27 protein-coding genes are annotated in these 23,939 nt (G+C 68.5%); 16 read left to right on the top strand and 11 right to left on the bottom strand.

The window, feature by feature from the left end:
* Window positions 1–36: 36 nt before the first annotated feature.
* Entirely contained in the window at window positions 37–633 is a 597-nt protein-coding gene (locus JHW45_RS17335) for a COG3650 family protein (protein WP_272858831.1), read from the top strand.
* Here JHW45_RS17335 and JHW45_RS17330 read toward each other — a convergent pair.
* Both JHW45_RS17330 and dapB read right to left on the bottom strand, forming a co-directional pair.
* Window positions 630–1,061 (bottom strand): HIT family protein, encoded by a 432-nt coding sequence (locus JHW45_RS17330; RefSeq protein ID WP_272858830.1) that lies wholly within the window; start codon window positions 1,059–1,061, stop codon window positions 630–632. The two genes, JHW45_RS17335 and JHW45_RS17330, sit on opposite strands and share 4 nt — an antisense overlap.
* 1 nt (window position 1,062) lies before the next feature.
* A complete protein-coding gene (dapB, locus tag JHW45_RS17325; RefSeq protein ID WP_272858829.1) occupies window positions 1,063–1,899 on the bottom strand; it encodes a 4-hydroxy-tetrahydrodipicolinate reductase in 837 nt (278 codons plus the stop codon).
* A gap of 70 nt (window positions 1,900–1,969) precedes the next feature.
* On the opposite strand from dapB, the gene rbfA reads away from it, so the two are divergent.
* The 4 genes from rbfA (at window position 1,970) to JHW45_RS17305 (ending at window position 4,578) form a co-directional block, all read left to right on the top strand.
* The gene (gene rbfA, locus JHW45_RS17320; RefSeq protein ID WP_272858828.1) at window positions 1,970–2,395 is read left to right on the top strand and encodes a 30S ribosome-binding factor RbfA; all 426 of its coding nucleotides are present in this window, start codon (window positions 1,970–1,972) and stop codon (window positions 2,393–2,395) included.
* A gap of 1 nt (window position 2,396) precedes the next feature.
* On the top strand, window positions 2,397–3,143 hold the full coding sequence (locus JHW45_RS17315) for a phosphodiester glycosidase family protein (protein WP_419181872.1): 747 nt from the start codon (window positions 2,397–2,399) through the stop codon (window positions 3,141–3,143).
* Window positions 3,144–3,227: 84 nt separating this feature from the next.
* Window positions 3,228–4,121 (top strand): tRNA pseudouridine(55) synthase TruB, encoded by an 894-nt coding sequence (gene truB / locus JHW45_RS17310; protein ID WP_272858826.1) that lies wholly within the window; start codon window positions 3,228–3,230, stop codon window positions 4,119–4,121.
* 58 nt (window positions 4,122–4,179) lie between these two features.
* A complete protein-coding gene (locus JHW45_RS17305) occupies window positions 4,180–4,578 on the top strand; it encodes an SH3 domain-containing protein (protein ID WP_272858825.1) in 399 nt (132 codons plus the stop codon).
* Here the strand turns inward: JHW45_RS17305 and JHW45_RS17300 are convergent.
* The 3 genes from JHW45_RS17300 to JHW45_RS17290 form a co-directional block, all read right to left on the bottom strand.
* Window positions 4,568–5,392 carry a C40 family peptidase gene (locus tag JHW45_RS17300; protein WP_272858824.1) on the bottom strand — a complete coding sequence of 275 codons (825 nt, stop codon included), beginning with the start codon at window positions 5,390–5,392 and terminating at the stop codon, window positions 4,568–4,570. The two genes, JHW45_RS17305 and JHW45_RS17300, sit on opposite strands and share 11 nt — an antisense overlap.
* A complete protein-coding gene (locus tag JHW45_RS17295) occupies window positions 5,389–6,765 on the bottom strand; it encodes a leucyl aminopeptidase family protein (protein WP_272858823.1) in 1,377 nt (458 codons plus the stop codon). Before JHW45_RS17295 ends, JHW45_RS17300 begins: the two co-directional genes overlap by 4 nt.
* Window positions 6,766–6,830: 65 nt before the next feature.
* Entirely contained in the window at window positions 6,831–7,208 is a 378-nt protein-coding gene (locus JHW45_RS17290; protein ID WP_272858822.1) for a hypothetical protein, read from the bottom strand.
* Between the two features lie 142 nt (window positions 7,209–7,350).
* Here JHW45_RS17290 and JHW45_RS17285 point away from each other — a divergent pair, with 142 nt between their 5' ends.
* A complete protein-coding gene (locus JHW45_RS17285) occupies window positions 7,351–7,998 on the top strand; it encodes a carbonic anhydrase (RefSeq protein WP_272858821.1) in 648 nt (215 codons plus the stop codon).
* Window positions 7,999–8,089: 91 nt separating this feature from the next.
* Here JHW45_RS17285 and JHW45_RS17280 read toward each other — a convergent pair whose 3' ends face one another.
* From JHW45_RS17280 to JHW45_RS17260, 5 genes are all read right to left on the bottom strand, one after another.
* Entirely contained in the window at window positions 8,090–9,112 is a 1,023-nt protein-coding gene (locus tag JHW45_RS17280; protein ID WP_272858820.1) for an aspartate-semialdehyde dehydrogenase, read from the bottom strand.
* A gap of 401 nt (window positions 9,113–9,513) precedes the next feature.
* A complete protein-coding gene (locus JHW45_RS17275; protein WP_272858819.1) occupies window positions 9,514–10,188 on the bottom strand; it encodes a glycosyltransferase family 29 protein in 675 nt (224 codons plus the stop codon).
* Window positions 10,185–11,225: a glycosyltransferase family 4 protein gene (locus tag JHW45_RS17270; protein WP_272858818.1), complete on the bottom strand. Its 1,041-nt coding sequence runs from the start codon at window positions 11,223–11,225 to the stop codon at window positions 10,185–10,187. The genes JHW45_RS17275 and JHW45_RS17270 overlap by 4 nt, the downstream gene beginning before the upstream one ends.
* Window positions 11,218–12,408, bottom strand: a complete 1,191-nt coding sequence (locus JHW45_RS17265; RefSeq protein ID WP_272858817.1) for an MFS transporter — start codon at window positions 12,406–12,408, stop codon at window positions 11,218–11,220. Before JHW45_RS17265 ends, JHW45_RS17270 begins: the two co-directional genes overlap by 8 nt.
* A gap of 66 nt (window positions 12,409–12,474) precedes the next feature.
* A complete protein-coding gene (locus tag JHW45_RS17260; RefSeq protein WP_272858816.1) occupies window positions 12,475–12,681 on the bottom strand; it encodes a hypothetical protein in 207 nt (68 codons plus the stop codon).
* A 147-nt stretch (window positions 12,682–12,828) separates the two neighbouring features.
* On the opposite strand from JHW45_RS17260, the gene leuB reads away from it, so the two are divergent.
* The 10 genes from leuB to JHW45_RS17210 all read left to right on the top strand — a co-directional run bounded on the left by leuB (window position 12,829) and on the right by JHW45_RS17210 (window position 22,374).
* Window positions 12,829–13,953 carry a 3-isopropylmalate dehydrogenase gene (leuB, locus tag JHW45_RS17255; protein ID WP_272858815.1) on the top strand — a complete coding sequence of 375 codons (1,125 nt, stop codon included), beginning with the start codon at window positions 12,829–12,831 and terminating at the stop codon, window positions 13,951–13,953.
* A 50-nt stretch (window positions 13,954–14,003) separates the two neighbouring features.
* Window positions 14,004–15,449 carry a coniferyl aldehyde dehydrogenase gene (locus tag JHW45_RS17250; protein WP_272858814.1) on the top strand — a complete coding sequence of 482 codons (1,446 nt, stop codon included), beginning with the start codon at window positions 14,004–14,006 and terminating at the stop codon, window positions 15,447–15,449.
* Between the two features lie 405 nt (window positions 15,450–15,854).
* Window positions 15,855–16,301 carry an Hsp20/alpha crystallin family protein gene (locus JHW45_RS17245; RefSeq protein WP_272858813.1) on the top strand — a complete coding sequence of 149 codons (447 nt, stop codon included), beginning with the start codon at window positions 15,855–15,857 and terminating at the stop codon, window positions 16,299–16,301.
* Between the two features lie 28 nt (window positions 16,302–16,329).
* Window positions 16,330–16,731, top strand: coding sequence for an Hsp20/alpha crystallin family protein (locus JHW45_RS17240; RefSeq protein WP_272858812.1), 402 nt, complete (start codon window positions 16,330–16,332; stop codon window positions 16,729–16,731).
* A gap of 45 nt (window positions 16,732–16,776) precedes the next feature.
* The gene (locus JHW45_RS17235; protein ID WP_272858811.1) at window positions 16,777–17,268 is read left to right on the top strand and encodes an Hsp20/alpha crystallin family protein; all 492 of its coding nucleotides are present in this window, start codon (window positions 16,777–16,779) and stop codon (window positions 17,266–17,268) included.
* Window positions 17,269–17,391: 123 nt separating this feature from the next.
* On the top strand, window positions 17,392–17,901 hold the full coding sequence (locus JHW45_RS17230) for an NADH dehydrogenase ubiquinone Fe-S protein 4 (RefSeq protein ID WP_272858810.1): 510 nt from the start codon (window positions 17,392–17,394) through the stop codon (window positions 17,899–17,901).
* Between the two features lie 284 nt (window positions 17,902–18,185).
* The gene (locus JHW45_RS17225; protein WP_272858809.1) at window positions 18,186–19,286 is read left to right on the top strand and encodes an AI-2E family transporter; all 1,101 of its coding nucleotides are present in this window, start codon (window positions 18,186–18,188) and stop codon (window positions 19,284–19,286) included.
* Window positions 19,283–20,977 carry an alpha/beta hydrolase gene (locus tag JHW45_RS17220; protein WP_272858808.1) on the top strand — a complete coding sequence of 565 codons (1,695 nt, stop codon included), beginning with the start codon at window positions 19,283–19,285 and terminating at the stop codon, window positions 20,975–20,977. The genes JHW45_RS17225 and JHW45_RS17220 overlap by 4 nt, the downstream gene beginning before the upstream one ends.
* Window positions 20,978–21,016: 39 nt before the next feature.
* Window positions 21,017–21,877 (top strand): dienelactone hydrolase family protein, encoded by an 861-nt coding sequence (locus JHW45_RS17215; RefSeq protein WP_272858807.1) that lies wholly within the window; start codon window positions 21,017–21,019, stop codon window positions 21,875–21,877.
* A gap of 107 nt (window positions 21,878–21,984) precedes the next feature.
* Entirely contained in the window at window positions 21,985–22,374 is a 390-nt protein-coding gene (locus JHW45_RS17210) for a phage holin family protein (protein ID WP_272858806.1), read from the top strand.
* A gap of 65 nt (window positions 22,375–22,439) precedes the next feature.
* On the opposite strand, the gene JHW45_RS17205 is transcribed toward JHW45_RS17210, so the two are convergent.
* On the bottom strand, window positions 22,440–23,774 hold the full coding sequence (locus JHW45_RS17205) for a metal-dependent hydrolase family protein (protein WP_272858805.1): 1,335 nt from the start codon (window positions 23,772–23,774) through the stop codon (window positions 22,440–22,442).
* Window positions 23,775–23,939: the final 165 nt, after the last annotated feature.

Raw genomic sequence — 23,939 nt, 5'->3', positions numbered from 1 at the left:
TCGCGGCCGCGTCGATCACCCGTGAAGGAGACTGCCATGCTGCGCGCCGCCCTTGTCGTCCTGTTGCTGGCCGGTCCGGCCCATGCGACGCAGGAATATATCCTGCCGACGCTGTTCGACGTGACCGGTGTCGCCGCCGACGACGTGCTGAACCTGCGCGAAGGCCCCGATGCCTCGGCCCCGATCATCGGCGCGCTGGCCCCCGATGCCACGCATATCGAGGTGGTCGAGGAGCGGCGCGGATGGGGTCGGGTCAATGCCGGCGAGCGGTCGGGTTGGGTGTCGCTGCGCTTTCTGGCCTATCGCACCGATGTCTGGCAGGACGGCGCGCTGCCGCAGGGGTTTTCCTGTCACGGGACCGAGCCGTTCTGGAACGTCGCCACCGATGGCGGCGAACTGGTGCTGGACGGGGTGGATCTGCCCGCGCAGCGCCATGACATCGGCGCGATCCTTGGCACCGGCGTCTTTCGCGACCCGATGCGCGCCGTGCTGGCCGATGACCTGACCCTGATCGCCACGCCGCAGATCTGTTCGGACGGCATGTCCGACCGCCTGTTCGGCCTGCGCGCCAGCCTGATCCGGCACGGGCCTTCGCCGCAGCTTCTGTCGGGCTGCTGTTCGATCCAGCCCTAGATCGCGTCGCGCAGTTGCCGGGCGATGTCCTGCATCCGGTCCGCCGGCAGTTGCGGCGGCGCGGAAAACCCGTCCGGCCCCTCGGCCAGATAGGCCAGCGAGGTGACGTCGTGGACGTGATGCATGGGCACGACATGGGCATGGGCGTGGGCCACATGGATGCCGGTATAGAACATCGACACGCGCGGCACGTCGTAAAGCCGTTTCATCGCGCGGGCGATGGATTGGGCGCAGCTGGTGATGCGGGTGGCCAGTCCGGGGGGCAGATCCTCGAACCAGACATGATGGTCGCGGGGGATGACCAGCGCGTGACCCTCGCGGATCGGGTGCAGGTCCAGAAAGGCCACGATGCGATCGTCGCGGTGGATGACATGGGCGGGCAGATCGCCGGCGGCGATGCGGCAGAACAGGCAGGAATCTTGTGTCATGTCAGGTCAGCCCCAGAACGTCGGCCATGTCGTATTCGCCCGGGTCCTTGTCCTGCCCCCACAGCGCCGCCCGGATCGCGCCGCGCGCAAAGATCGCGCGGTCGGTGGCGACATGGCGCAGGATCAGACGCTCGCCCGTGCCGGCGAAGATCACGTCGTGTTCGCCCACGATGTCGCCGCCCCGAACGGCCGAGAAGCCGATGCGGCCCGCCTCGCGCGCGCCGGTGATCCCCTCGCGCGCGGGCGTGCGCAGATCGTCCAGGGCCGCGCCCCGGCCTTCGGCTGCGGCCTGGCCCAGCATCAGCGCGGTGCCCGAGGGCGCGTCGACCTTCATGCGGTGATGCGCCTCGACGATCTCGATGTCCCAATCCTCGCCAAGTGCTGCGGCCACCTTGCGGGTCAGCCCCGCCAGCAGGTTCACGCCCAAACTCATGTTGCCGGCGCGGATGATGGGCGCGTGACGGGCGGCTGCCGACAGTTTGGCCAGATCCTCCGCGTCCAGCCCGGTGGTGCCGACCACATGCACGGCGCGGGCCTGCGCGGTCAGTTCCGCAAAGCCCGCGGTGGCGGTGGGGGCGGTGAAGTCGATCACCGCCTGCGCCCGCGCGATGGTCGTGACCGGATCGTCGCTGACCAGAACGCCCGCCGGCTGGCCGCCCATCGCCTCGCCGATGTCGCGGCCGATCCACGCATGGCCGTCGCGTTCCAGCGCGCCGGCCAGACGCACCCTGTCGTCGGTCAGGATCAGCCGGATCAGCATCTGCCCCATCCGCCCCGAGGCGCCGGTCACGACGATGCCCGGCACCTCGCCGGTGTCGGTCTGCTGGAAATCGCTCATGCTTCACCTCTGCGCTTTGCTGCCTCATATCCCGTTGCGGCTCGGCTCGCGACCCCCTACATCGGGGATCATGGCACAGAACCGCTTTTCCCATGGCCCGGGCCCGTCGCAGCGTCAGCTGCGGGTGGGCGAACTGATCCGCCGCACCCTGTCGGACGTGCTGTTGCGCGCGGACGTGCATGACCCCGACCTGAACCGTCATTCGATCACCGTGGGCGAGGTGCGCACCTCGGCCGACCTGAAGGTGGCGACCGCCTATGTGCTGCCGCTTGGCGGTCACGACGCCGAGGACGCGCTGGCCGCGCTGCGCCGCAACGCGCCGGAACTGCGCCACCTTGTCGCCAAGGGCCTGACGCTGAAATACGCGCCGCAGCTGCGGTTCCAGCTGGACGAGACCTTCGACCGGCTGGACGACACCCGCCGCATGTTCGCCGATGAGCGTGTGCGCCGCGATGTCGAGGCGCCGGACGCGGACGATGATCGCAACGATGCTTGAACTGCAGCGGCAGTTGGGCGTCATTGCGGGGATGGTGTTCGCCATGGCGCTGCCGGTCGCGTCCGAGGGGTGCGGACGGGTCGACCATGACGGTCAGGGCTATGTCGTCTGTCAGGTCGATGCCGCGCATGAGGCCGGGCTGCGGCTGTGGCAGGACGATGGAAACGGCCGGCCCCTGAACAATTTCAACAATCTGCGCAAGACGCTGGCGCCCGGCGAGACGCTGGATTTCGCTATGAACGCGGGCATGTTCCACCCCGACTATCGGCCCGTGGGATTGCTGGTGATCGACGGGCAGGAACGCCAGCCGGTCAACACGCAGGCGGGCGGCGGCAATTTCGGGATGTTGCCCAACGGGGTGTTCTGCACCGGCGGCGCGCGGCCGTTTCAGGTGATCGAAAGCCGGGCATTCGCCGCCGCGCAGCCCGAATGCCGGCTGGCGACGCAATCGGGCCCGATGCTGGTCATCGACGGCGCGCTGCATCCGCGGTTCCTGGTCGATTCCGACAGCCGCTACATCCGCAACGGCGTCGGCGTCGCGCCGGATGGGCAGACGGCGTGGTTTGCCATCTCGGACCGGCCGGTGACATTTCACGAATTCGGGCGGCTGTTCCGCGACGGGCTGCGGGTGCGCGACGCGCTGTATCTGGACGGCTCGATCAGCCGGCTTTACGCGCCGGCGGTGAACCGGGCGGATTTCGGGCGCAGCCTGGGGCCGATGATCGGGCTGGTCGGTACCGCCGAGTGATCCGGTCCGGGTCATCCGCGCCGGTTGACCCCTGCCGGCACCGGGGCTATCCGGCCGGCTTCGTTTGTCTTCAGGAGGGGCCTTATGGCACGCAAGAAGGGCCGCGACATCACCGGCTGGCTGATCGTGGACAAGCCGGCAGGCGTCACCTCGACCGCGGTCGTCAACAAGGTGCGATGGGCGCTGGACGCGAAGAAGGCGGGACATGCCGGCACGCTGGACCCCGACGCCACCGGCGTTCTGGCCGTCGCCCTGGGCGAGGCCACGAAAACCGCGGCGATCCTGACCGATGCGCTGAAATGCTATGACTTCACCGTGAACTGGGGGGCCGAGACGACGACCGACGATGCCTCGGGCCAGGTGCTGCGGCAGTCCGACGCCCGCCCGGACCGGGCGGACATCGACGCCGCGCTGCCGGATTTCACGGGCGAGATCATGCAGGTTCCGCCCGCCTTTTCGGCCGTCAAGGTGGACGGCGAACGCGCCTATGACCTGGCGCGCGAGGGGGCCGATCTGGACCTCGCCGCGCGCCCGCTATGGGTCGAAAGCCTGACCTTGCTTCAGGCCGAGCGCGACACCGCGCGGCTGGAGATGGTCTGCGGCAAGGGCGGCTACGTGCGCGCCATCGCCCGCGACCTGGGGCGCAAGCTGGGCTGTCTGGGCCATGTCGCCGCCCTGCGGCGGGTCTGGTCGGGGCCGTTCGAGGTCGAGGACGGGGTGACGTTCGACCGCGTCGACCGGGATGCGCAGGACTGGCTGGAATCGCGGCTGCTGCCGCTGGAATCGGCGCTGGACGATCTGCCGATGCTGCGCGCGACGCCAGAGGGCGCGGTGCGAATCCGCAACGGCAATCCCGGCGAGGTGACAGGCGGGGCGGAATGGGGCGAGCTGGTGTGGGTCGCGGATGCGCGCGGCCCGGTCTGCATCGGCCGCTATCAGGGCGGCAAGGTCCAGCCCGAGCGCGTGTTCAACCTCTGACCCATTTGCGGTCTGTTGAGGATAGCCAGACGACACCGGCTGGGTTAGCATTGTGGGCATGATGAGATTTTACAGCCTTGTCCTTGCCCCATTGGCGCTGGTGATCAGCGGCGCGGTCGTGATGGCGCAGCAACTGGATGTTCCGATCCACGAATACGAATCGGACGGTCAGGCCGCGAATTGCAGCCAGGGGACCGTGATGGGGCTGAAGACGGATGGCGACGGTTTTCTGGCCGTCCGCAGCGGGCCGGGCAGCAACTACCGCAAGTTGGGCGAAGTTCATAATGGTGATCGCCTGACGATCTTCGAGGGTCGCGATGGTTGGTATGGCATCGCGGTGCCGGGCGGACAGATCGATCAGGCGGATGTCTGCCAGAGGGTCGGGCCGCGTCGTCAGATTTCCGGCAGGGGCCTTGGCTGGGTTCATGGCAACTGGGTCGGCAACATCATCCCCTGACGGGTCTTCGGATGCCCTGAAACGGGCCGTCGCCGGCCGCCTCGATGCGGGCGATGGCGTTCGCTATCGGCTCCCACATGACCGCCATCCTCCAGGCGGTGGCGTGGATCATCTGCGTGTCCGACACGGCCAGCGCGACATGGCCGGGCCAGAACAGCAGGTCGCCGCGCCGGATGTTGTCGGCGGCGGGAAAGGCCGCGCGCTGAAGGTCGCTGTCGCCGGGGCAGGGGATGTCGCAGGCCGTCAGCGCCGCCTGCACCAGCCCCGAACAGTCGATGCCCCAGTCGCTGTTGCCGCCCCAGAGATAGGGCGTGCCGATCAGCAGTTCCGCGACCGCGACCGGATCGGCGGCGGGCCGGTCGCCGATATGGGGCAGCGGCACATAGCCGCCGGTGGCAAGGCGCGCGAACCCGCCCTCGGTCCCGGTCACCGACAGGCGCGCGCCCAAAGACAGCGCGTGCATCTGGTGCCGCTTCATGTCGGGGGCGGGATAGACATGGGTGGCGGGCGCGATCACGCGATGCGTCACGGGCGGCATATCGTCGGTCAGCGCATCGTGGCGCAGCCAGCCGCAATATCCGTCCAGCGCCATCTGCACGAACGCCCAGTCGCCGTCGCGGTCGATCACCGTCGCGTCGGCGCCGAAATTCACCTGCCGGTCGCGGCGACCGTCCGGCGCGCTCATCAGATCGGCGAGGGGAACGGCGACGCGCGCCGGATCGCCCGCGCTGTAGGCCGGCCGGTCGAGGATGCCCCGCAGGCTGGCCAGCGCGACCCGCTCGGTGGCCGGCGTCAGGCGACGGTCGAGGCTCATGCCAGCATCCGCGGCAGCGCGGCCAGGATCGCGCGCGCGCCCTGACCGACGCCGCCCTTGGGCCGGCCCGGCGCGGCGGTCGGCTGCCAGCCATAGATGTCCAGATGCACGTAACGGCCCGCCCCTTCGGCAAAGCGGCGCAGGAACAGCGCCGCGGTGATCGAGCCGGCCATGCCGCCCGAGGGCGCGTTGTCCAGATCCGCGATCTGCGGTTCGATCAGCGACTCGTAGGGCGCCCAGAACGGCATCCGCCACAGCGGATCGGCGACCTGCATCGCGGCCGACTGGATCGTCTGCGCGGTCGTGTCGTCGTCGCAGTAGAAGGGCGGAATGTCGGGGCCAAGCGCCACCCGCGCCGCCCCGGTCAGCGTCGCGAACGAGATCATCAGATCGGGCTTTTCCTCGGCCGCCAGCGTCAGCGCGTCGGCCAGCACCAGCCTTCCTTCGGCGTCGGTGTTGTTCACCTCGACCGTCAGCCCCTTGCGGCTGGTCAGCACGTCGCCGGGGCGAAAGGCGTTGCCGGCCACGCTGTTTTCGACTGCCGGGATCAGCACGCGGATGCGGCGGCCCTGCGCCGCGCCGGTCTCCGCCAGCATTTTCAGCAGGCCAAGCGCGGTCGCGGCCCCGCCCATGTCCTTTTTCATCAGCCCCATCGACGCACCGGGCTTCAGGTTCAGCCCGCCGGTATCGAAGCAGACCCCCTTGCCGACGATGGTCAGCGCCGGACCCGCGCCATCGCCCAGCCGGATGTCGATCAGCCGCGGCGCGTCCTGCGCCGCGCGCCCGACGGCGTGGATCATCGGCAGGTTTGCGGTCAGCAGCGCCGCGCCGGTCGTCACCTCGACCGAGGCGCCCAGAGCGCGGGCCAGATCGCGCGCCCCATCCTCAAGCTGTTGCGGCCCCATGTCGCTGGCCGGCGTGTTGATCAGGTCGCGGGTCAGGTATTCGCCGGCGGCGATGGCCTGCACCTTGGCGGCATCGACACCGTCCGGGCAGACAAGGCGCGCGGCGGGCGACGGCGCGGACTTGTAGCGGGCAAAGCGATACTGGCCCAGCAGCCAGCCAAGCGCGGCCTGTTCGGCGTCGAACCCGTCGGGCGTTTCGGCCAGATGCCACACGCCGCGGGGAAGGTCGGCGGCGCGCGCAAAGCCGAACCGCTGGCGGTCCGCGCGATCGCGCGCGCCAAGCCCCACAAGCGCACCGGCAAGACCGCCCTGTCCGTCCGGCAGAAGGCAGGTTTCGCCCGACGCGCCGGTGAAGCCGCAGCGTTCCGGCCAGTCGCCCGCCTGCGCCTGCGGCGGGATGGGATCGTCCTTCCAGACCGGCCAGATCGGCAGCGACTCATCCGTGGCGGGGGCGAATTCCGGGGTCATGGCGGTTTCCTTGGCTGATCGTGCGGCCACACTACAAGCTGCGGGCGGCCCTGCAAGACCCCGGCTCAGCCGGTGCCGCCACGGTCCCAGATCGCGGTCAGCGACCGGTTGCCGACCCGCAACAGCCGGGCGCGGACCGCCGACAGCGCCGGCGCCTGTCCGCGTTCGGCCAGCGCGCCCAGATCCATCGCGACACCGGCCAGCGACAAAAGCCCGATCTGCCAGGCCAGCCGCGACAGCCGGTCGGCGTGACCGACCGCCAGCGCCAGATCGCCCGCCTCAAGCGCGGCATCGGTGGCGGTCAGCGCCACGGCAAGCTGTTCCAGCGCCAGTCCGATGACGTTCTGCGCGGCGGTTTCGCCCAGCTCGCCGACGATATCGCCCACCCGCCTTGCATCGACGCGCACAGGCTCGGTTATCGCCAGCGACGTGATCTGTGCCATCTGCACCTCCGAGAACTCGTTCTGCCACATGTGGCGAGAAGATGACGCGCGGCGGTGAAGAAACGCTTGATCGGCGGCGAAGAAACCGCTCGAATTTTCCTCAAACCCGTCGTAACACACGGGCAAAAGCGCGAGGTCAAGCATGCACAACGTCCGCCCCCTGCCGCAATATCTGGTCAGCCGGTTCCACGGCTGGAAGGCCACATCCTTTGCCGACAACCGCGGCTGGTATCGCCGTCTGGCCGATGACGGGCAGCGCCCGCGGGCGATGGTGATCTCGTGCTGCGACAGCCGGGTGCATGTGACCAGCATCTTCGGCGCGGATTCGGGCGAGTTCTTCATTCACCGCAACATCGCCAATCTGGTGCCGCCCTATGCGCCCGACGGGTTGCAGCACGGCACCTCGGCGACGATCGAATACGCGGTGACGGCGCTGAAGGTCGCGCATGTGATCGTGGTCGGCCACACCAGTTGCGGCGGCGTCGCCGGCTGTCATGCGATGTGTTCGGGAAAAGCGCCCGCGCTGGAGGAAAAGACCAGCTTTGTCGGGCGCTGGATGGACATTCTGCGGCCGGGATACGAGCGGGTGAAGGATCTGCCCGAGGATGAGCAGATCCCCGCGCTGGAGCGCGAGGCGGTGATGATCTCGATCGAGAACCTGATGACGTTTCCGTTCGTCGAGGCCGCGGTGGAGGACGGGGCGCTGTCGCTGCACGGGCTGGTCCACGACATCCGCGAAGGCACGCTGTGGCAGGCCGAGGATGCCGGCCAGCGCTGGATCTCCATCTGACACGGCGCGGCGGCTGAGGCCGGCGGTCAAAGGGCGGCGATGGCAGATGCCACGCCGCCCCGGACCGGACCCGCGAAGGGCTGGCGCCGGATCAGCCTTTCTTCAGCACCCGGTTGCCCAGCAATTCGGCGATCTGGACCGCGTTCAGCGCCGCGCCCTTGCGCAGGTTGTCGGACACGCACCACAGGTTCAGCCCGTTTTCCACGGTCGAATCCTGGCGGATGCGGCTGATGAAGGTGGCGTAATCGCCCACGCATTCGACCGGCGTGGTATAGCCGCCCGGCTCGCGTTTATCGACCACCATCAGGCCGGGCGCCTCGCGCAGGATGTCGCGGGCCTCGTCCTCGTCCAGGAAATCCTCGAACTCGATATTGATGGCCTCGGCGTGGCCCACGAAGACCGGCACGCGCACGCAGGTCGCGGTGACCTTGATCGACGGATCGACGATCTTCTTCGTCTCGACGACCATCTTCCATTCTTCCTTGGTCTGCCCGTCCTCCATGAAGACGTCGATCTGGGGGATGACGTTGAAGGCGATCTGTTTCTGGAACTTGCTGGGTTCGACCTCTTGCCCCGGCACGTATATGCCCTTGGTCTGGTTCCACAATTCGTCCATGCCGTCCTTGCCGGCGCCGCTGACCGACTGATAGGTCGACACCACCACGCGCTTGATCCGGGCGCGTTCGTGCAGCGGCTTCAGCGCCACCACCATCTGCGCGGTCGAGCAGTTGGGATTGGCGATGATGTTCTTCCTGGCATAGCCCTGGATCGCCTCGGGGTTCACCTCGGGGACGATCAGCGGGATGTCGGGGTCATAGCGATAGAGCGACGAGTTGTCGATCACGACGCAGCCGGCCTTGGCGGCGAGGGGGGCGTATTTCTTTGTCGCGTCCGAGCCGATGGCGAACAGCGCCATGTCCCATCCGGCAAAGTCGAACTGGTCGATATCCTGGATCTTCAGCGTCCGGTCGCCGAAGCTGACCTCGGTTCCCTGGCTGCGGCGGCTGGCCAGAACGGCGATCTCGTCGACCGGGAACTGGCGTTCGTCGAGGATGTTCAGCATCTCGCGGCCCACGTTCCCCGTGGCGCCGGCAACAACGAGTTTGTAGCCCATTGGGGACTCCTGTTTTCTGCGGTTGCCGGCGTTTACCGCAGGCGGGCGCGGGATGGAAGGGCAGGCCCGTTGCGGCCAGGCGCGGGCGTTGCACGGCACGGATCGGCAACGGCTGCGGCGGGGCGCGGAAAGGGCCAGCAAATGCAGGGTTTCCGGCCGCACGCGGCGTCCACCGGGGCGGCACCGGGCGTGCACAGCATGTGCACAGACTGCGGGCGGTGCTGTTGCGTGGGGGGGCGGTCAGGCGGTGAGGCCGATTTGCGAGGACGAGAGGCGTGGAACAAGGATGCGTAAGGCAGAGGCTGAACCACCTACGAAATGGATTGAGTTCAATTCAAGCTTTGGGAGCCTGCCGAAGGCGCTTTCTGAAGGTCGGAGGGGTTTCGGCGGGCTGCGCGGTGTCAGTCCAGCGCGGGTGAGGGCGTGGTCCGTGTCTGCCCGGTTTCGGCGCGCTCTTCGGCGCGGATCAGGGTCAGGCGGGGGTCGTGGCGCGACAGATCCGCGACCCACGCGGCTTCGGCGGCGAAATCATGCGGGACCTGCTGCGCGCTGCGGCGGCCCGACAGGCTGCGCGAGGCGAAGAAGTCGAAGCCGAAAAGCGTCAGGCTGCGCAGGCGCGACCGCAGCAGCAGGTCGACGGTCAGCGCGCCGGTGGTGGGGGGGGCGGACAGCCGGTCCCGCAGCGCGGCGTAATCGGCCAGCGGGTGCAGGTAGAAGCCGGGGCTGGCGGCGCTGCGCCAGTCCAGCCGCTTGCGCTTGGGCGACATCCACAGGATGCGGTCGGGGGACAGGCGGGCGCGGTCGGCTTCGTTCAGCCGCGTGGCCAGCGCCAGCCAGTCGGTGCGGCTGCCATGGCTGGCCGGCGCGGGGATCGGGGCGCGGTTGATGCGGATGACCAGATCGGCGGCGTCGATCCGCGCGCCGCTGTCGCCGCCGGTCAGGGCGCGGGCATTGCCGATCAGCGCCACCGTCCGGCCCTCCAGATCGGCCAGCAGATTGCCCTGCGGCACCGACATGGCGCGCAATGCGGCCTCGTTTCGCAGCAGGCGGGCGGTGTGAAAGCGCAGCCGGTTCATGGCCGCGCCAGCAGGACGGAATAGATGTCGACCAGGGCGCGGGCCTCGGTCGCGATGCTGTGGCGGGCGGTGACATGGGCGCGCGCCGCGCGTCCCGCCGCCGCGCGGGCGGCATCGTCGTCCAGCCAGCGCGCCAGTGCATCGGTCAGCGACCCGGCATCACCGGTGTCCACGATGCTGCCGGTCTGGCCGTCGCGGATCAGCGCCTCGTACGCGCCGACGCGGCTGCCGATGGCGGGGACGCCGCAGGCCATCGCCTCGAGCGGGGTGAGGCCGAACCCCTCCCACCGCGCGGGGGCGGCGAACAGGTCCAGCGCCTGATAATGCGCCACCAGCCGGTCCCAGGGCAGTTCGCCCAGAAAGCGGATGCGGTCGGCCAGCCCGGCGGCGGCGATGCGGGCCTGAAGATCGTCGGCAAAGCCGCGATGTTCCGGCGTGATGCGGCCGGTGAACAGGATCTGCGCGCGCGGCCGGTCGGGCAGCAGGCGCAAACCGGCCTGCACCAGCAGATCGACGCCCTTCTGTTCGCGCACCCGCCCGAAGCAGCCGATCAGCACCGCGTCCGGGTCCAGCCCCAGATCGCGGCGCAGCGCGGCGCGGTCGGCGGGCGGATGGAAGATGTCGGTATCGACGCCGTGCATGACGATCTGCGCGGGACGTTCCAGATAGCCTGCGGCCTGCGGGGTGGTCGCCACCAGCGCCTCTTGCTGGCGGATCAGCCAGCGGGTGAAGCCGGTATGGCGGCGCTGCGCCGCCGAGGTGAACATCAGCCGGTATCTGCGGCGCAGGAGGCGGCGCAGGATCAGCCCCAGCGCCATTTCGGTGTTGCGCCGCGCGTGCCAGACCCGCCAGCGGTCGCGCGGCATCAGGGCTGCGCGCCACAGCGGGATATGGGGCACCTGTGGCGGCAGGCCGGGGCCGGTGGCGCGGATGTCGATCAGCCGCGCCTGCACCGGGATCAGCCGGACCACCGTCGCGGTCACGCCCGACAGGCGGCGTTTCAGATTGGGCGCAACGACCAGCGGGGTGTCAGCCAATCTCGGCCTCCGGCGTCAGGAAATACAGCGCGAACCCGACCGTCAGCGGGATCAGGAAGAACAGCCACAGCATAGCGAAGGCCTGCGCCGGGGGATAGGCCGCGCTGGCCGCGCCATAAAGCGGGCGCGAGGCGAACTGCATGATGCCGACCCCGCCGATCGAGATCATGTTCAGAAAGGTGACGCCGCGCCCCACCAGATGCGGCGGCAAGAACGATCGGCCATGCGCCATCAGCAGCGGATAGCCCGCGCCCGACAGCCCGACCAGCGCCAGAAGGATGCCGGCCTGCGCCAGCCCGGCGCCGGGAAACAGCCACAGCGTCGCCATCACCGCGACCGTCATGGCGCTGAAGATCAGCACGGTGCGGCGCAGGTCGCCGACCAGACGCACCGCCGGCCCGACCAGGAAATTGCCCACGATCATCGCCACGCCCATGGCCAGCGTGACCCGCCCGATGGTGCGCGCGTCGGCGTCGTGGACCTGTTCCAGGAACGGGCCGGCCCACAGGCCGCGCACCGCCCCGAAGGCGGCGTAGTTCACGAACAGCAGCGGCAGGATGAACCACAGCGCGCGCAGCCGCAGGATCTGGCCGATGCTGCCTTTCGGATGATGGCCCTGCGGGGCGGGCGGGTCGCGCACCCACAGCGCGATCAGCGCCGCCACGATCAGGGTGAAGCCGGCCATCCCCCACAGCGCCGCGCGCCAGCCGACCGCGTCGATCAGCCAGACCAGCGGCGCGGCCCCCAGGATGTTGCCGGCCGAGCCGAAGCCCACGAACATGCCGGCCAGCGCGCTGAACGCGGCGGCGGGGTATTCGCGGGCGAAGATGTAATAGGCCCCCATCAGCACCGGCGCGCAGCCGATGCCCAGCAGCCCCATCGCGACATGCAGGTGCCAGGGCGCCTGCGCCAGCGCAAAGACCGCCGCGCCTCCGCCGCCGCCCAGCGCCAGGGCGGTGGCCACCGTCCGGCGCGGCCCCAGCCGGTCCAGCGCCCAGCCGACCGGCATCTGCATCAGCGCGAATGTCGCGAACCACAGCCCCGAGGACAGCGCCAGATCGCCCGCCGAGGCGCCAAGCCCGTCGCGCAGCAGCGGCGTCAGCACCGCCAGAAAGGCGCGATAGAACTGGCTGAGCGTGTATCCCAGCGCAAGGCTGAAGATTCCCGCCGACAAGGCTGGCATGATGCTGGTCTTCCCGCGTTTTTCCCGCGCGGCAGGCTGCGCCAGCGGCGCGGCGGACGCAAGAGGTCAGGGGCGGGGGTCGGCTCGGTCGCCGGCGGCGGGTGCGGTCCGGGTCGCGATGGCGTCCGGCCGCTGCGCGCGGTCTGCGTCCGGCACCGAAATTTGGGGCGGGGCTGCGTCCGCGTGCCCTTGCCCCGCCGACATGTCGGCCGTGGCCAGCAGCAATGCGCCTGCCGCCACCGCCGCGATCATCACGGCATCCCACAGTTTCATGGCCTGTTCCGTTCCTGCCTTGGTTTCTTGTTTTCTGCCCGGCCCCATCCCGCCCGATCCGGGCGCGGTTGGCAAGCCAAGTCTGCGTGATCTTGACCGCGCGCGGGGGCGGGTCTAACCCGGCTGGACGCCAGAGGGAGATACCGCATGTCCGACAGCTATTCGCTTCTCATCCTGCCCGGCGACGGGATCGGCCCCGAAGTCATGGTCGAGGTCGTCAAGATCATCGACTGGTTCCAGACCCATCGCGGCATGTCGTTTGAGGTGACGCAGGATCTGGTCGGCGGCGCGGCCTATGACGAACATGGCAGCCCCTGCGCCGACGAGACGCTGGAGAAGGCGCTGTCGGTCGATGCGGTGTTGCTGGGCGCGGTGGGCGGGCCGCAATATGACAGCCTCGATTTCAGCGTGAAGCCCGAACGCGGCCTGCTGCGCCTGCGCAAGGAGCTGGACCTGTTCGCCAATCTGCGGCCGGCGCAGTGTTTCGACGCGCTGGCCGATTTCTCGTCGCTGAAGCGCGAGGTGGTGGCGGGGCTGGATATCCTGATCGTGCGCGAACTGACGAGCGGGGTCTATTTCGGCGAGCCGCGCGGCATCCACGCGGACGACAACAACCCCGACAACGAGGGCGGGCGGGTGGGCGTGAACACCCAACGCTATACCAGCGGAGAGATCCGGCGCGTCGCGCGTTCCGCCTTCGATCTGGCGGGGCAGCGGTCGGGGCGGGTCTGTTCGATGGAAAAGGCCAACGTGATGGAATCGGGCATCCTGTGGCGCGAAGAGGTGCAGTGGGTCCACGACAACGAATATCCGGACATCGAGCTGTCGCACATGTATGCCGATAACGGCGCCATGCAGCTGGTCCGCAATCCGCGGCAGTTCGACGTGATCGTGACCGACAATCTGTTCGGCGACATCCTGTCGGATGCGGCGGCGATGCTGACCGGCAGCCTGGGGATGCTGCCCTCGGCCAGCCTGGGGGCGAAGATGGAAAACGGGCGTCCCCGCGCGATGTATGAACCGGTGCATGGCAGCGCGCCCGACATTGCCGGGCAGGGCAAGGCCAACCCGATCGCCTGCATCCTCAGCTTTGCGATGGCGCTGCGCTATTCCTTCGACCGGGGCGATGCGGCGGCCGATCTGGAACGGGCGGTGGAACGGGTGCTGGCCGACGGTGTCCGCACCGCCGATCTGATGGGACCCGATGGCGGCACGCCGGTATCCACGGCCGAGATGGGCGACCGGATCGTGGCCGCGCTGGCGGCGGGCTGAACCCCGCCAGTCGGCGCGGGCGGGCCGCGCCGTGCGGGATGGGAGGAGCCATGATCCGCGAAGAGGACTGGGACAGCAGCCGGACGCTGATCGCGCGGTTCGAGGCGGCGATGGCCGCGTCGCGGGCCGATCCGGCGCCGGGATGGGACATTCGCCGCGACCGGCTGGAACGGCTGGCGCGGATGCTGCGTGCCGACGAGGCCGGGGTGATCGAGGCCATCGCCACCGATTTCGGCCAGCGCCCCGCCGCCGATACCCGCATGGCCGAGATTTTCCCCAGCTATGCCGAGATCGCGCATGCCCTGCGCCACGGCAAGGGCTGGATGCGGCCGCGCAAGGTGCCGACGGCTGTGTGGTTCCGGCCCGGCCGGTCGCGGATCGTGCCGCAGCCGAAGGGTCTGGCGGGCATCATCGGGCCGTGGAACTATCCGCTGTTTCTGATGATCGGGCCGCTGGTGGGCGCATTCGCCGCCGGCAACCGGGCGCTGGTCAAGACATCGGAATACGCGCCGAACTTTGCCGCATGGCTGGCCGGCGCGGCGGCGCGGCACTTTGCCCCCGACGAGCTTGCGGTGATCCGTGGCGGCCCGCAGATCGGGGCGGAATTTTCGGTGCTGCCCTTCGATCACCTGTTCTTCACCGGCAATGCCGAAATCGGGCGCAAGGTGATGCAGGCGGCGGCGCGGAACCTGACGCCGGTCACGCTGGAACTGGGCGGCAAGTCGCCGGTGCTGGTGACGGAAAACGCCGATCTGGATCGTGCCGTGGCGCGGGTGATGACCGGCAAGATGCTGAACGCGGGCCAGACCTGCGTAGCGCCCGATCACGTGCTGATCGCCCGCCCGCTGCGCGAGGGGTTCATCGCCGGCGCGCGCGAATGGATGGCGCGGCATTATCCCGACATCGCCGGCAATCCCGACGTCACCCACATCATCGACGACCGCCAGTTCGGGCGTCTGGTGCGGATGCGCGACGACGCCGTGGCGCGGGGCGCCGAACTGCACAGGCTGAGCGATCACGAGGCGGGCCGGAACAGCCGCCTGTTCCCGCCGCTGATCGTGACCGGCGCGCCCGAGGACAGCCTGGTCATGACCGAGGAAATCTTCGGCCCGATCCTGCCGGTGATCGCGGTCGAGTCGACGGACGAGATGGTGTCGCGCGTGAATGCAGGTCCGCGCCCGCTGGCCGCCTATTACTTTTCCCAAGACCGGGCCGAGATCGAGGCGCTGTCGGCGCGCATCGTCTCGGGCGGCGCGTGTTACAACGAGACGATCATGCATGTGGCGCAGACCGATCTGCCCTTTGGCGGCGTCGGCGCGTCGGGGATGGGCCATTACCACGGCCGATACGGGTTCGACACGTTCTCGCATCTGCGCGGCACCTTCATCCAGTCGCGGATCAACGGGCTGGGCCTGCTGACCCCGCCCTATGGCGCCCGGTTCCGCGCGATGATGACCATGCTGACGCGCCTGGCGCTGCCGCGCCGGCTGCGCTGACGCGCCTGGCGCTGCCGCGCCGGCTGCGCTGACGGCGCGGGTCTGCTGCGGCCATGGGATGCGGCGACAGCCGATCTGACGCACCGCGCGCCGGTCGCGTTTTCCCGCGCGCGCGTGCTGCCAGACCTCTTGACAAGGCTGCGGGGGATTCCCAGATCACGGGCGCGGGATGCCGATTGAGGGTCCCGAAGATGGTGGCACAATCCGGGCGTGTGCAGGATGCAGCGTTCCGGTCCCGTCATCGACCGCAAGGTGTCGTTGTCAGCCTTGCGTATCGACACACGTGGTCGCCATGCGTCTTCGTGCCGGATCGCACGCGATCCACCCTTCCTCAGCGACAGTCCCGCGCTGTCCGCGCCGCCGCGCGGGCAATCGCGTTGTGCCGAACTGCAAGAGGAGGAAACGATGCTGAATTACGGATTGTCGGGAATGTCCTGGGACCCCTTTGCCGAATTGCGGCAGTTGCAGTCCCAGATGAACCGCATGTTCGAGGGCGATCAGCGCGCCTCGCGTCAGGATGGCGGTGCCTGGCCGCCGGTCAATCTGTGGCTGGGCGACGACAGCCTGGTCGTGACCGCCGAGATGCCCGGCGTCGGCAGGGACGATATCGATCTGACCGTGCGCGAAAATACGCTGGTCATCGCCGGCCGGCGCAGCCCCGCGACCGATGACGACGACGCCGCATGGCATCGCCGCGAACGGCCCTGGGGCGAGTTCTCGCGCTCGATCCGCCTGCCGTTGCGCGTCGATCCCGACAAGGTCGAGGCGCGGGTGAAGAACGGCGTGCTGGAGGTCGAGATGGGCCGCCCCGATGCCGAACGCCCCCGCAAGATCGACGTGAAGGCAAGCTGACCCGGACCCGAGGAAAGGAGGAACGACAATGGCACATGACATGCAGAAAACCGGCGGCGAGGTGGCGCGGACCGATGACCGGCAGACCCCTGCGACCGGCCCGACCTTTCGCCCCGCCACCGACATTTTCGAAAAGGACGATGTGGTGACGCTGACCATCGACATGCCGGGGGTGACGCCTGACAGCGTCGATGTCTCGGTCGAGAACCGTTCGCTGACCGTGCGCGGGGCCATCGATGCGCCGGCGCCCGAAGGCTATCGCCGGATCTATGCGGAATACGCGCCCGGCACGTTCGAGCGGGCCTTCAGCCTGCCCCAGACGATCGACCCCGAGGGGATCGAGGCCAGCCACAGCGACGGCGTACTGACGCTGACCCTGCGCAAAAGCGAAGCCGCCAAGCCGAAACAGATCAAGGTCAAGGCCGCCTGACGCGGCCGGGACCGCCCGAGACGACAGAGAAAGGAGGAAACGATCATGGCATTCAGCGATCTGATTCCCTGGAGCTGGAACCGGGACCGCAACCGGGTGCCGGCCCGGCGCGAGGGCGATGAGAACCCCATGGTCTCGCTGCAACGGGACCTGAACCGCGTGTTCGAGGATTTCTGGGGCCGCTTCGACAGCCCGTTCGACGGCAGCCTGCCCGCGGCCGGTCCGCGCACCGATATTTCGGAAACCGACGATGCGATGCTGGTGTCGGTGGACCTGCCCGGACTGGACGACGAGGATGTCGAGGTGAACGTCACCGAGGACATGCTGACGATCCGCGGCGAGCGCGAGGAAAAGACCGAGAAGGAAGGTTTCACCTCGCAGTCGCGCCGCAGCTTTCACCGGATGATCCCGATCCCGCCCGGCGTCGATTCCGAAAAGGCCGAGGCCGAGTTCAAGCGCGGCGAGCTGACGGTGACGCTGCCCAAGACCGAAGAGGCGCGGGCGCGGGTGAAGCGGATCGAGGTGAAGACCTCGTGACAGGTGACGGCGGGCCGGGCGCGTGTCGACCCGGCCTGTCCGGCACCAGGATCGTCCTGCGCGGGCGGGTATGGCGCGTTCCGCGCAGGAGGCAGGCACAAGTTCTGGCAACAGGAGGTCAGCATGTTCGACAGATCCGGGCATAACCGGCCGCCGTTCCGGCCCCGGCTTCCGGGCAGCGATCTGCGCGGGCCGGACGTGCCGACGGCCGTCATCTATCGCCCGTCGCGCGGGCCCACCCAATCGGGGCCGCGCCCGCGCCACTGGATTCTGGAATTCGAGCCTGCCCATGCGCCGGGGATCGAGCCGCTGATGGGCTGGACGCAGACGCGCGACCCGTTCCAGCCGATCCGGCTGAGCTTTCCCGACCGCGACAGCGCCATCGACTATGCCCTGCGGAACGACTGGTTATACATCGTCCGCGACGACCCGGACGGCGCCGCGCGGCCGATGCCAGAGCCGATCTTCCGGCCGGCCGAACGGCTTGACGGGCCGGTTCCGCGCCGGCGGACCGGATCGCGCAAGGCGGTGTCGGACAGCGAGGAACGCGATCCGGTGATGCTGGCGTCGCGCGATTCCTTCCCGGCCTCGGACCCGCCGGGCTGGACCGGCACGACACTTGCGGGAAGATGATCCGGGCGCCTGGTCGCGCGACCGATGCAGGATCGCATCCGCCGGTGGGAACCTCAAACCCTCGCTTGCGCGGATGCAGCAAACCGGGTTAGCTTTCATCAACCCTGACGGGCGGGCGTTCTCAGCCTGATGTCCCGTCCGCCAAGGGCCGGAATGTTTTTCCATCCGCGCCATCGCGGATGGACGATTGCCGAGGAGAGACCCGATGTCCGGCCCCGTTCCGTCTCTCATCGCCGGCATCCCGTGGCAGGCGGGCATGACGTCGCGCGGCCCCGCGGACTGAGATGCAGCCCGGCCCCCCGATCCGCCACACGTTTTCCCCCGGTCCGGGCGCCGCGATCCGGACCATTGCGGCGACGGTGGTGCTGGCGGCGGTGACGGGCTGGCTGCTGGTCATCGGCAAGGATTTTCTGCTGCCCATCGTCATCGCGGTGATTTCGGTCTATGTGCTGACCGCAGCCTCGGCCTGGCTGGGCCGGCAGCCGGTGATCGGCCGGCTGCCCGAGATCGCGCGGCGGAGCTTTGTCCTGCTGGGCTTTGTCGGGGTCATCACCGTTTTCGGGTCGGTCGTCGTCTCGACCGCGCAGGAATTGCAGACGCGCCTGCCCCTCTATATCGGCAATCTGCGGCGCATGGTCGAGGAGACGGCGGCCTCTTTCGGCGCGTCGCTGCCCGAGGATTGGGCCGCGCGCACGATGGCGGCGCTGCCGCCGGTCAGCCTGCAGGACCTGCTGTCGCTGCTGTTGTCCTCGCTGGGCTCGCTTGCGGGCACGATCTTCATGGTGGTGATCTATGCCATGTTCCTGATGAGCGAGCGGGCCGGATTTGCGCACAAGATCGACGCGGCCTTTCCCGACGACCGTGCGGCGCTGACCCATGACACGGTGCGCAGGATCAATCGCAGCATCGGCGATTACCTGGCGATCAAGACGCTGATCAACATCGTCCTGGCGGTGATGTGTCTTGCGATCCTGCTGGTCTTCGGCGTCGATTTCGCGCTGTTCTGGGCCATCGTCATCGGGTTGCTGAACTATATCCCCTATGTCGGATCGTATCTGGGGGTGGCGTTTCCGGTGATGCTGACGCTGGCGCAGACCGGATCGGTGGGTGTGACGCTGCTGGTGACGGCGTTGCTGATCCTGGTCCAGACCTGGGTGGGCAACGTGCTGGAGCCGCGCGTGGTGGGGCGCAAGGTCAACATGTCGCCCTTTGTCGTGCTGGTGACGCTGACCTTCTGGACGCTGCTGTGGGGCATTCCCGGCGCGATCCTGTCGGTGCCGCTGACCTCGATGATCGCCATCGTGCTGGCGGCGTTCCCGCAGACGCGCCCGATCGCGGTGCTGCTGGCCGAGGATGTGTCGGCCTTCGAGGAGCGGCAGGCATGAGCCCGCGCCGCGTGGACAGCGAAAGGAAGGCGATGCGCATGACCCGGCTGCGGCTGTTCTCGATCCCCGCTTTGCTTGTGGGGCTGGTGTTCTTCGCCGCCTCGCTGACGCCGTCGATGATCCCGCGCGGCCCGCTGATCCAGGGGGTGCTGGGCGGGCTGGTCACGGCGCTGGGGTATCTGGCGGCGCGGATCGTCGCGCTGATCTGGTATGCGGCGGACATGCCGGTGCTGACCGGCAAGGCGGCGCGGTGGGCCGTGATCCTGTGCAGCGTGGCGGTGCTGGTGCTGTTCGGCTGGACGCTGATGTCCAGCATGGGCTGGCAGAACGATCTGCGGGCCAAGATGGGTATGAAGCTGTCGGACGAACGCGGTCTGCTGGTGATGCTGCTGGCGGCCGCTGTCACCTTCGCGCTGGCCTTTGCCATCGGCGCGGCGGTGGCGTGGCTGTTCCGCCGGCTGCGATCCTGGTTCTATCGCATCATGCCGCCGCGCCGCGCCAATGTGCTGGGGGTGATCGCGGTCGCGCTGATCCTGTTCGTGATCACGCGCGACGGCATCCTTGACCGCGTCGTGACCGGGCTGGACGAGGGATATGCCGCCGCGCAGGAGCTGTTCGATACCGCGCCGCCGCCGCCGGCGCAGGCCGGGGTGCCCGGCGGGCCGGAATCGCTGATCGACTGGGGCGCGATGGGACAGCCGGGGCGCGAGTTCGTCACCTCGGGTCCCGATGCGCAGGCCATTGCCGCCTTTACCGGCCGTCCGGCGCTGGACCCCATCCGCGTCTATGTCGGCCGGGCCGACGGCGATACGGCGCACGAACGCGCCCGGCTGGCCTTGGCCGAGTTGCAGCGTCTGGGCGCGTTCGACCGCGAGGTGCTGGTGGTGGCCAGCCCCACCGGCACCGGCTGGCTGGACCCGGGCAGCCACGATCCGCTGGAATACATGCATGACGGCGACATCGCGACGGTGGCGGCGCAATATTCCTATCTGCAATCGCCGCTGGCGCTGATCCTCGAGACGACGACCGGGCTGGACACGGCCACGGCGCTGCTGGAGGTGGTGCACGATTACTGGAAGACGCTGCCGCCGGACGACCGCCCGCGTTTCTATGTCCACGGGCTGAGCCTTGGCGCATGGTCGTCGATGTATGCGACCAACCTGTTCCGGCTGGTGAACGACCCCATCGACGGCGCGTTGTGGGCCGGCCCGCCATTTCCGTCGAATTTCTGGAACTATGTCCAGAACGCGCGCGATCCGGACAGCCCGTGGGTGCTGCCCCGGATCGGGGACGGCTCGCTTGTGCGCTATGCCTCGCATGTCGCCGACGCCTCGGACGCGGCGGCGGACTGGGGCGACATGCGGATCGTGTTCCTGCAATATTCCAGCGATCCGATCGTGTTCTACGATCCCTATTCGCTGTGGCGCGCGCCGCCCTGGATGAACGAACCCCCGGCCGAGGACGCGTCCAGCCACATGAGCTTCATGCCCATCGTCACCCAGTTCCAGCTGGCGCTGGACATGGCGCTGAGCTTTGGCGCGCCGCCCGGTCACGGCCATGCCTATTACGCGCAGGACTATATCGCGCCGTGGGTTCAGGTCACCGCCCCCGCCGACTGGACCGATGCCGACACCGAACGGCTGAAGGCGCATTGCGACAACGGCTTTCAGATGGGGTGCACGAATGACTGATGCGCCCGGACCCGCCGACGCCGCGCCAGGGATGGCGGCATGAGGCGCATCTGGCTGTGGATCGGGCTGGCCGTGGCGGTGATCGCGATCCTGGTCGCGGTCAACAGCTTTCGCGGCAGGCTGGGCTGGACCGCGATGGTTCAGACGCCGGCGGACCTGGCGCAGCAGATCGCGCCGGGTTTCACCTGGGTCGTGCCCGAGGGCGAGGGGCCGTTTCCCGCCGCGATGCTTCTGTCGGGCTGCGACGGGCCGCAGTCGAACCTGAACCGTCTGGCGGCGGAACTGGCCGCCGCCGGCTGGCTGTCGGTGATCGTGGACAGCCACGGGCCGCGCGGGCTGGACGATGCGCAGCTGTGGCGGCTGGTCTGCGCCGGACAGATCCTGAACGGGGCCGAGCGGGCGTCGGACATCGCGGTGGCGCTGGCCATCTTGCGCGACCGGCCCGACGTGCAGGCCGACAGGATCGCCCTGATCGGCCTGTCGCATGGCGGCTGGGCCGCGCTGGATTTCCTGGCGCTGGCCGAGGCCGGCACCGTCCCGCCGCTGCTGACTGACTGGCCCGAAACCATGGCTGCGCGCCCGCATGACGGGGTTCGCGGCGCGGCGCTGTTCTATCCCTATTGCGGGCTGGCCTCGGTCGGGTCGGCGGCAAGGCTGCCGGCGGATCTGGCCTATCTGTTCCTGCTGGTCGATGGCGACACGATCACGAACGAACGGCGCTGCCTGACCATCGCCGGATCGCTGCTGTCGCAGGGCGCGACCGTCGCGGTCACCACCTATGAGGGGGCGACCCACAGCTTCGATCAGGAGGAGAAATCCTTTCTCAGCAGTCTGGAGTTCAACGCCGAAACCACCGCCGCCGCGACCCGCGCCACACGCCAGTTCCTGGACGGTCTGTGAGGTCGGCGGGAAGCAGGTGCGCGCCAAGCGGGGAAAGCCTGTTGTCAGGCCAGGGCGTTCCGCCTAACGTGAGCGGATAACTTGACCCTGCGTAAAGGAAAAGATCGTTGGTCCGTTTCGCGATTTCCACCGTATCCTATCTGATCGCCAATGCCGTGGGTCTGCTGTTGGCCGTGCTGTTCCTGCCCGGCTTTCAGATCAACGCGCTGTCCTTTCTGCTGGCCGTCGTCATCTTTTCGGTGGTGCAGACGATCTTCGGGCCGCTGATCACGAAGATCTCGCTGAAGAAATTCCCGCAGCTGATGGGCGGGATCGCGTTGGTGACGATCTTTTTCGGCCTGTTCGTGACCGAATTGCTGATGGACGGCATGGTGATCGGCGGCATCTCGAACTGGCTGGCCGCCACGCTGCTGGTCTGGCTGGGCAGCCTTGTCGCGTCGATCCTGCTGCCGATCTATGTCTTCAAGCAGATGGGCGACCAGACCCGGACCCGTTGAGCGAAACGGTCGCGCCGGCGAAAGCCCATCCGCCGGCGCCGTTTGTCAGGACGCGGCCGCCCCTGTCACTGGTCCGCGGAAAGCGTGTTCTTGAAGATCTTGCCGTCCTTCATGATCACCACGAGGTTCGCCTCGGGGTCGTCCAGCAGTTCCAGATCGGCGATCACATCGCCATCGACCAGCAGCAGATCGGCAAGCGCGCCTTCCTTAACCACACCCAGCCTGCCGGGATAGGGGTTGCGCGGGCCTGACAGCTGCAAAAGCTGGGCGTTGTCGTGGGTCGCCATCTTCAGCACCTCGGCCGGAGTGAACCAGCGGGTCATCTTGGTCAGCTGCTCATTCTGCTTTGTGGCCAGTTCCGGATCGAACAGCGTGTCCGTGCCCCAGGCTAGCTTGACCCCGTGCTTGCGGGCGAGGTCGTAGGCAGTGTCGGTGCCGGCGACAATCGACAGCTGCTTTTCGCGGTTGGCCGAGCCTTCGGGGAAGGGGATCGCGTGTTCGTCGTCCAGAAAGGGTTGCAAGGACAGCCAGACATCGTTTTCGGCCATCATCCTGATGGTGTCCTCATCCGCCAGCTGCCCGTGTTCGACCGATTTCACGCCCGCGCGGATGGCCTGCTGGATCGCCGCCGGGGTATAGGCGTGGACCGTGACATAGGTGTTCCACGATGCGGCGGCATCGACGGCGGCGCGCATCTCTTCCTCGGTGTATTGGGTCACGTCCAGCGGGTCGAAATTCGAGGCGACGCCGCCGCCGGCCATCACCTTGATCTGGCTTGCGCCGCGCATCAGGTTCTCGCGCGTGGCGCGCAGGACGGCATCCGTCCCGTCCGCGATGGTCGCATAGCCATAGCGTTCCGAGAAATGCGGATTGTCGCCCGCAGCGGGCAGTTCCAGCGGCATGCGGAAATCGCCGTGCCCCGAGGTCTGCGAGATCGTCGCCCCCGAGGGATAGATGCGCGGCCCGACAACGAACCCCTCGTCGATCGCCTCTTTCAGCCCGAAGGTCGGCCCGCCCGCGTCGCGCGCGGTCGTGAAGCCGCGCATCAGATAGTCTTCGGCTGCGGCACCCGCGCGCAGCATCACGTAATTCTGGTCGCGGCTCAGCACCGCGCCTTGCGGAATCGAGCCCATGACCAGATGCGTATGCGCGTCGATCAGTCCCGGCATCAGCGTCAGTCCGCCGCCGTCGATCAGCGTGGTGGTGCCGCTGCGGTCCGCGGGGATCGGGTCGGCCGCGATCTGCTGGATGATGTTGTCGCGGACAAGCACATGCATCGGCTGCGAAAGCTGGTCCGAGGTGCCGTCGAAGATCCGGACATTCTCGAACACTGTCACCTGCGCGAAAGCGGCCTGCGACAGGAAGGCGGCCATTCCGGCCAGGGCTGCGGTGCGAAACATGAGACCTCCGTTTCTGACCCGTGCGGCCACGACCCGGCGTCATCGCCGCCGGTGGTCGTGGTCCATGGTCCGGTCAGCTTTGACCATGACCGCGCGTCAGGAAAGGGAAAAACGGCCTGCGCATGCAAATCGCGCGGCGGGCGGCCCCGGCTGCGCGCGGGTGGC

The sequence above is a fragment of the Paracoccus stylophorae genome (genome assembly GCF_028553765.1).
Lineage (GTDB): Bacteria > Pseudomonadota > Alphaproteobacteria > Rhodobacterales > Rhodobacteraceae > Paracoccus > Paracoccus stylophorae.
This window is presented reverse-complemented; position numbering and strand designations above follow the sequence as displayed.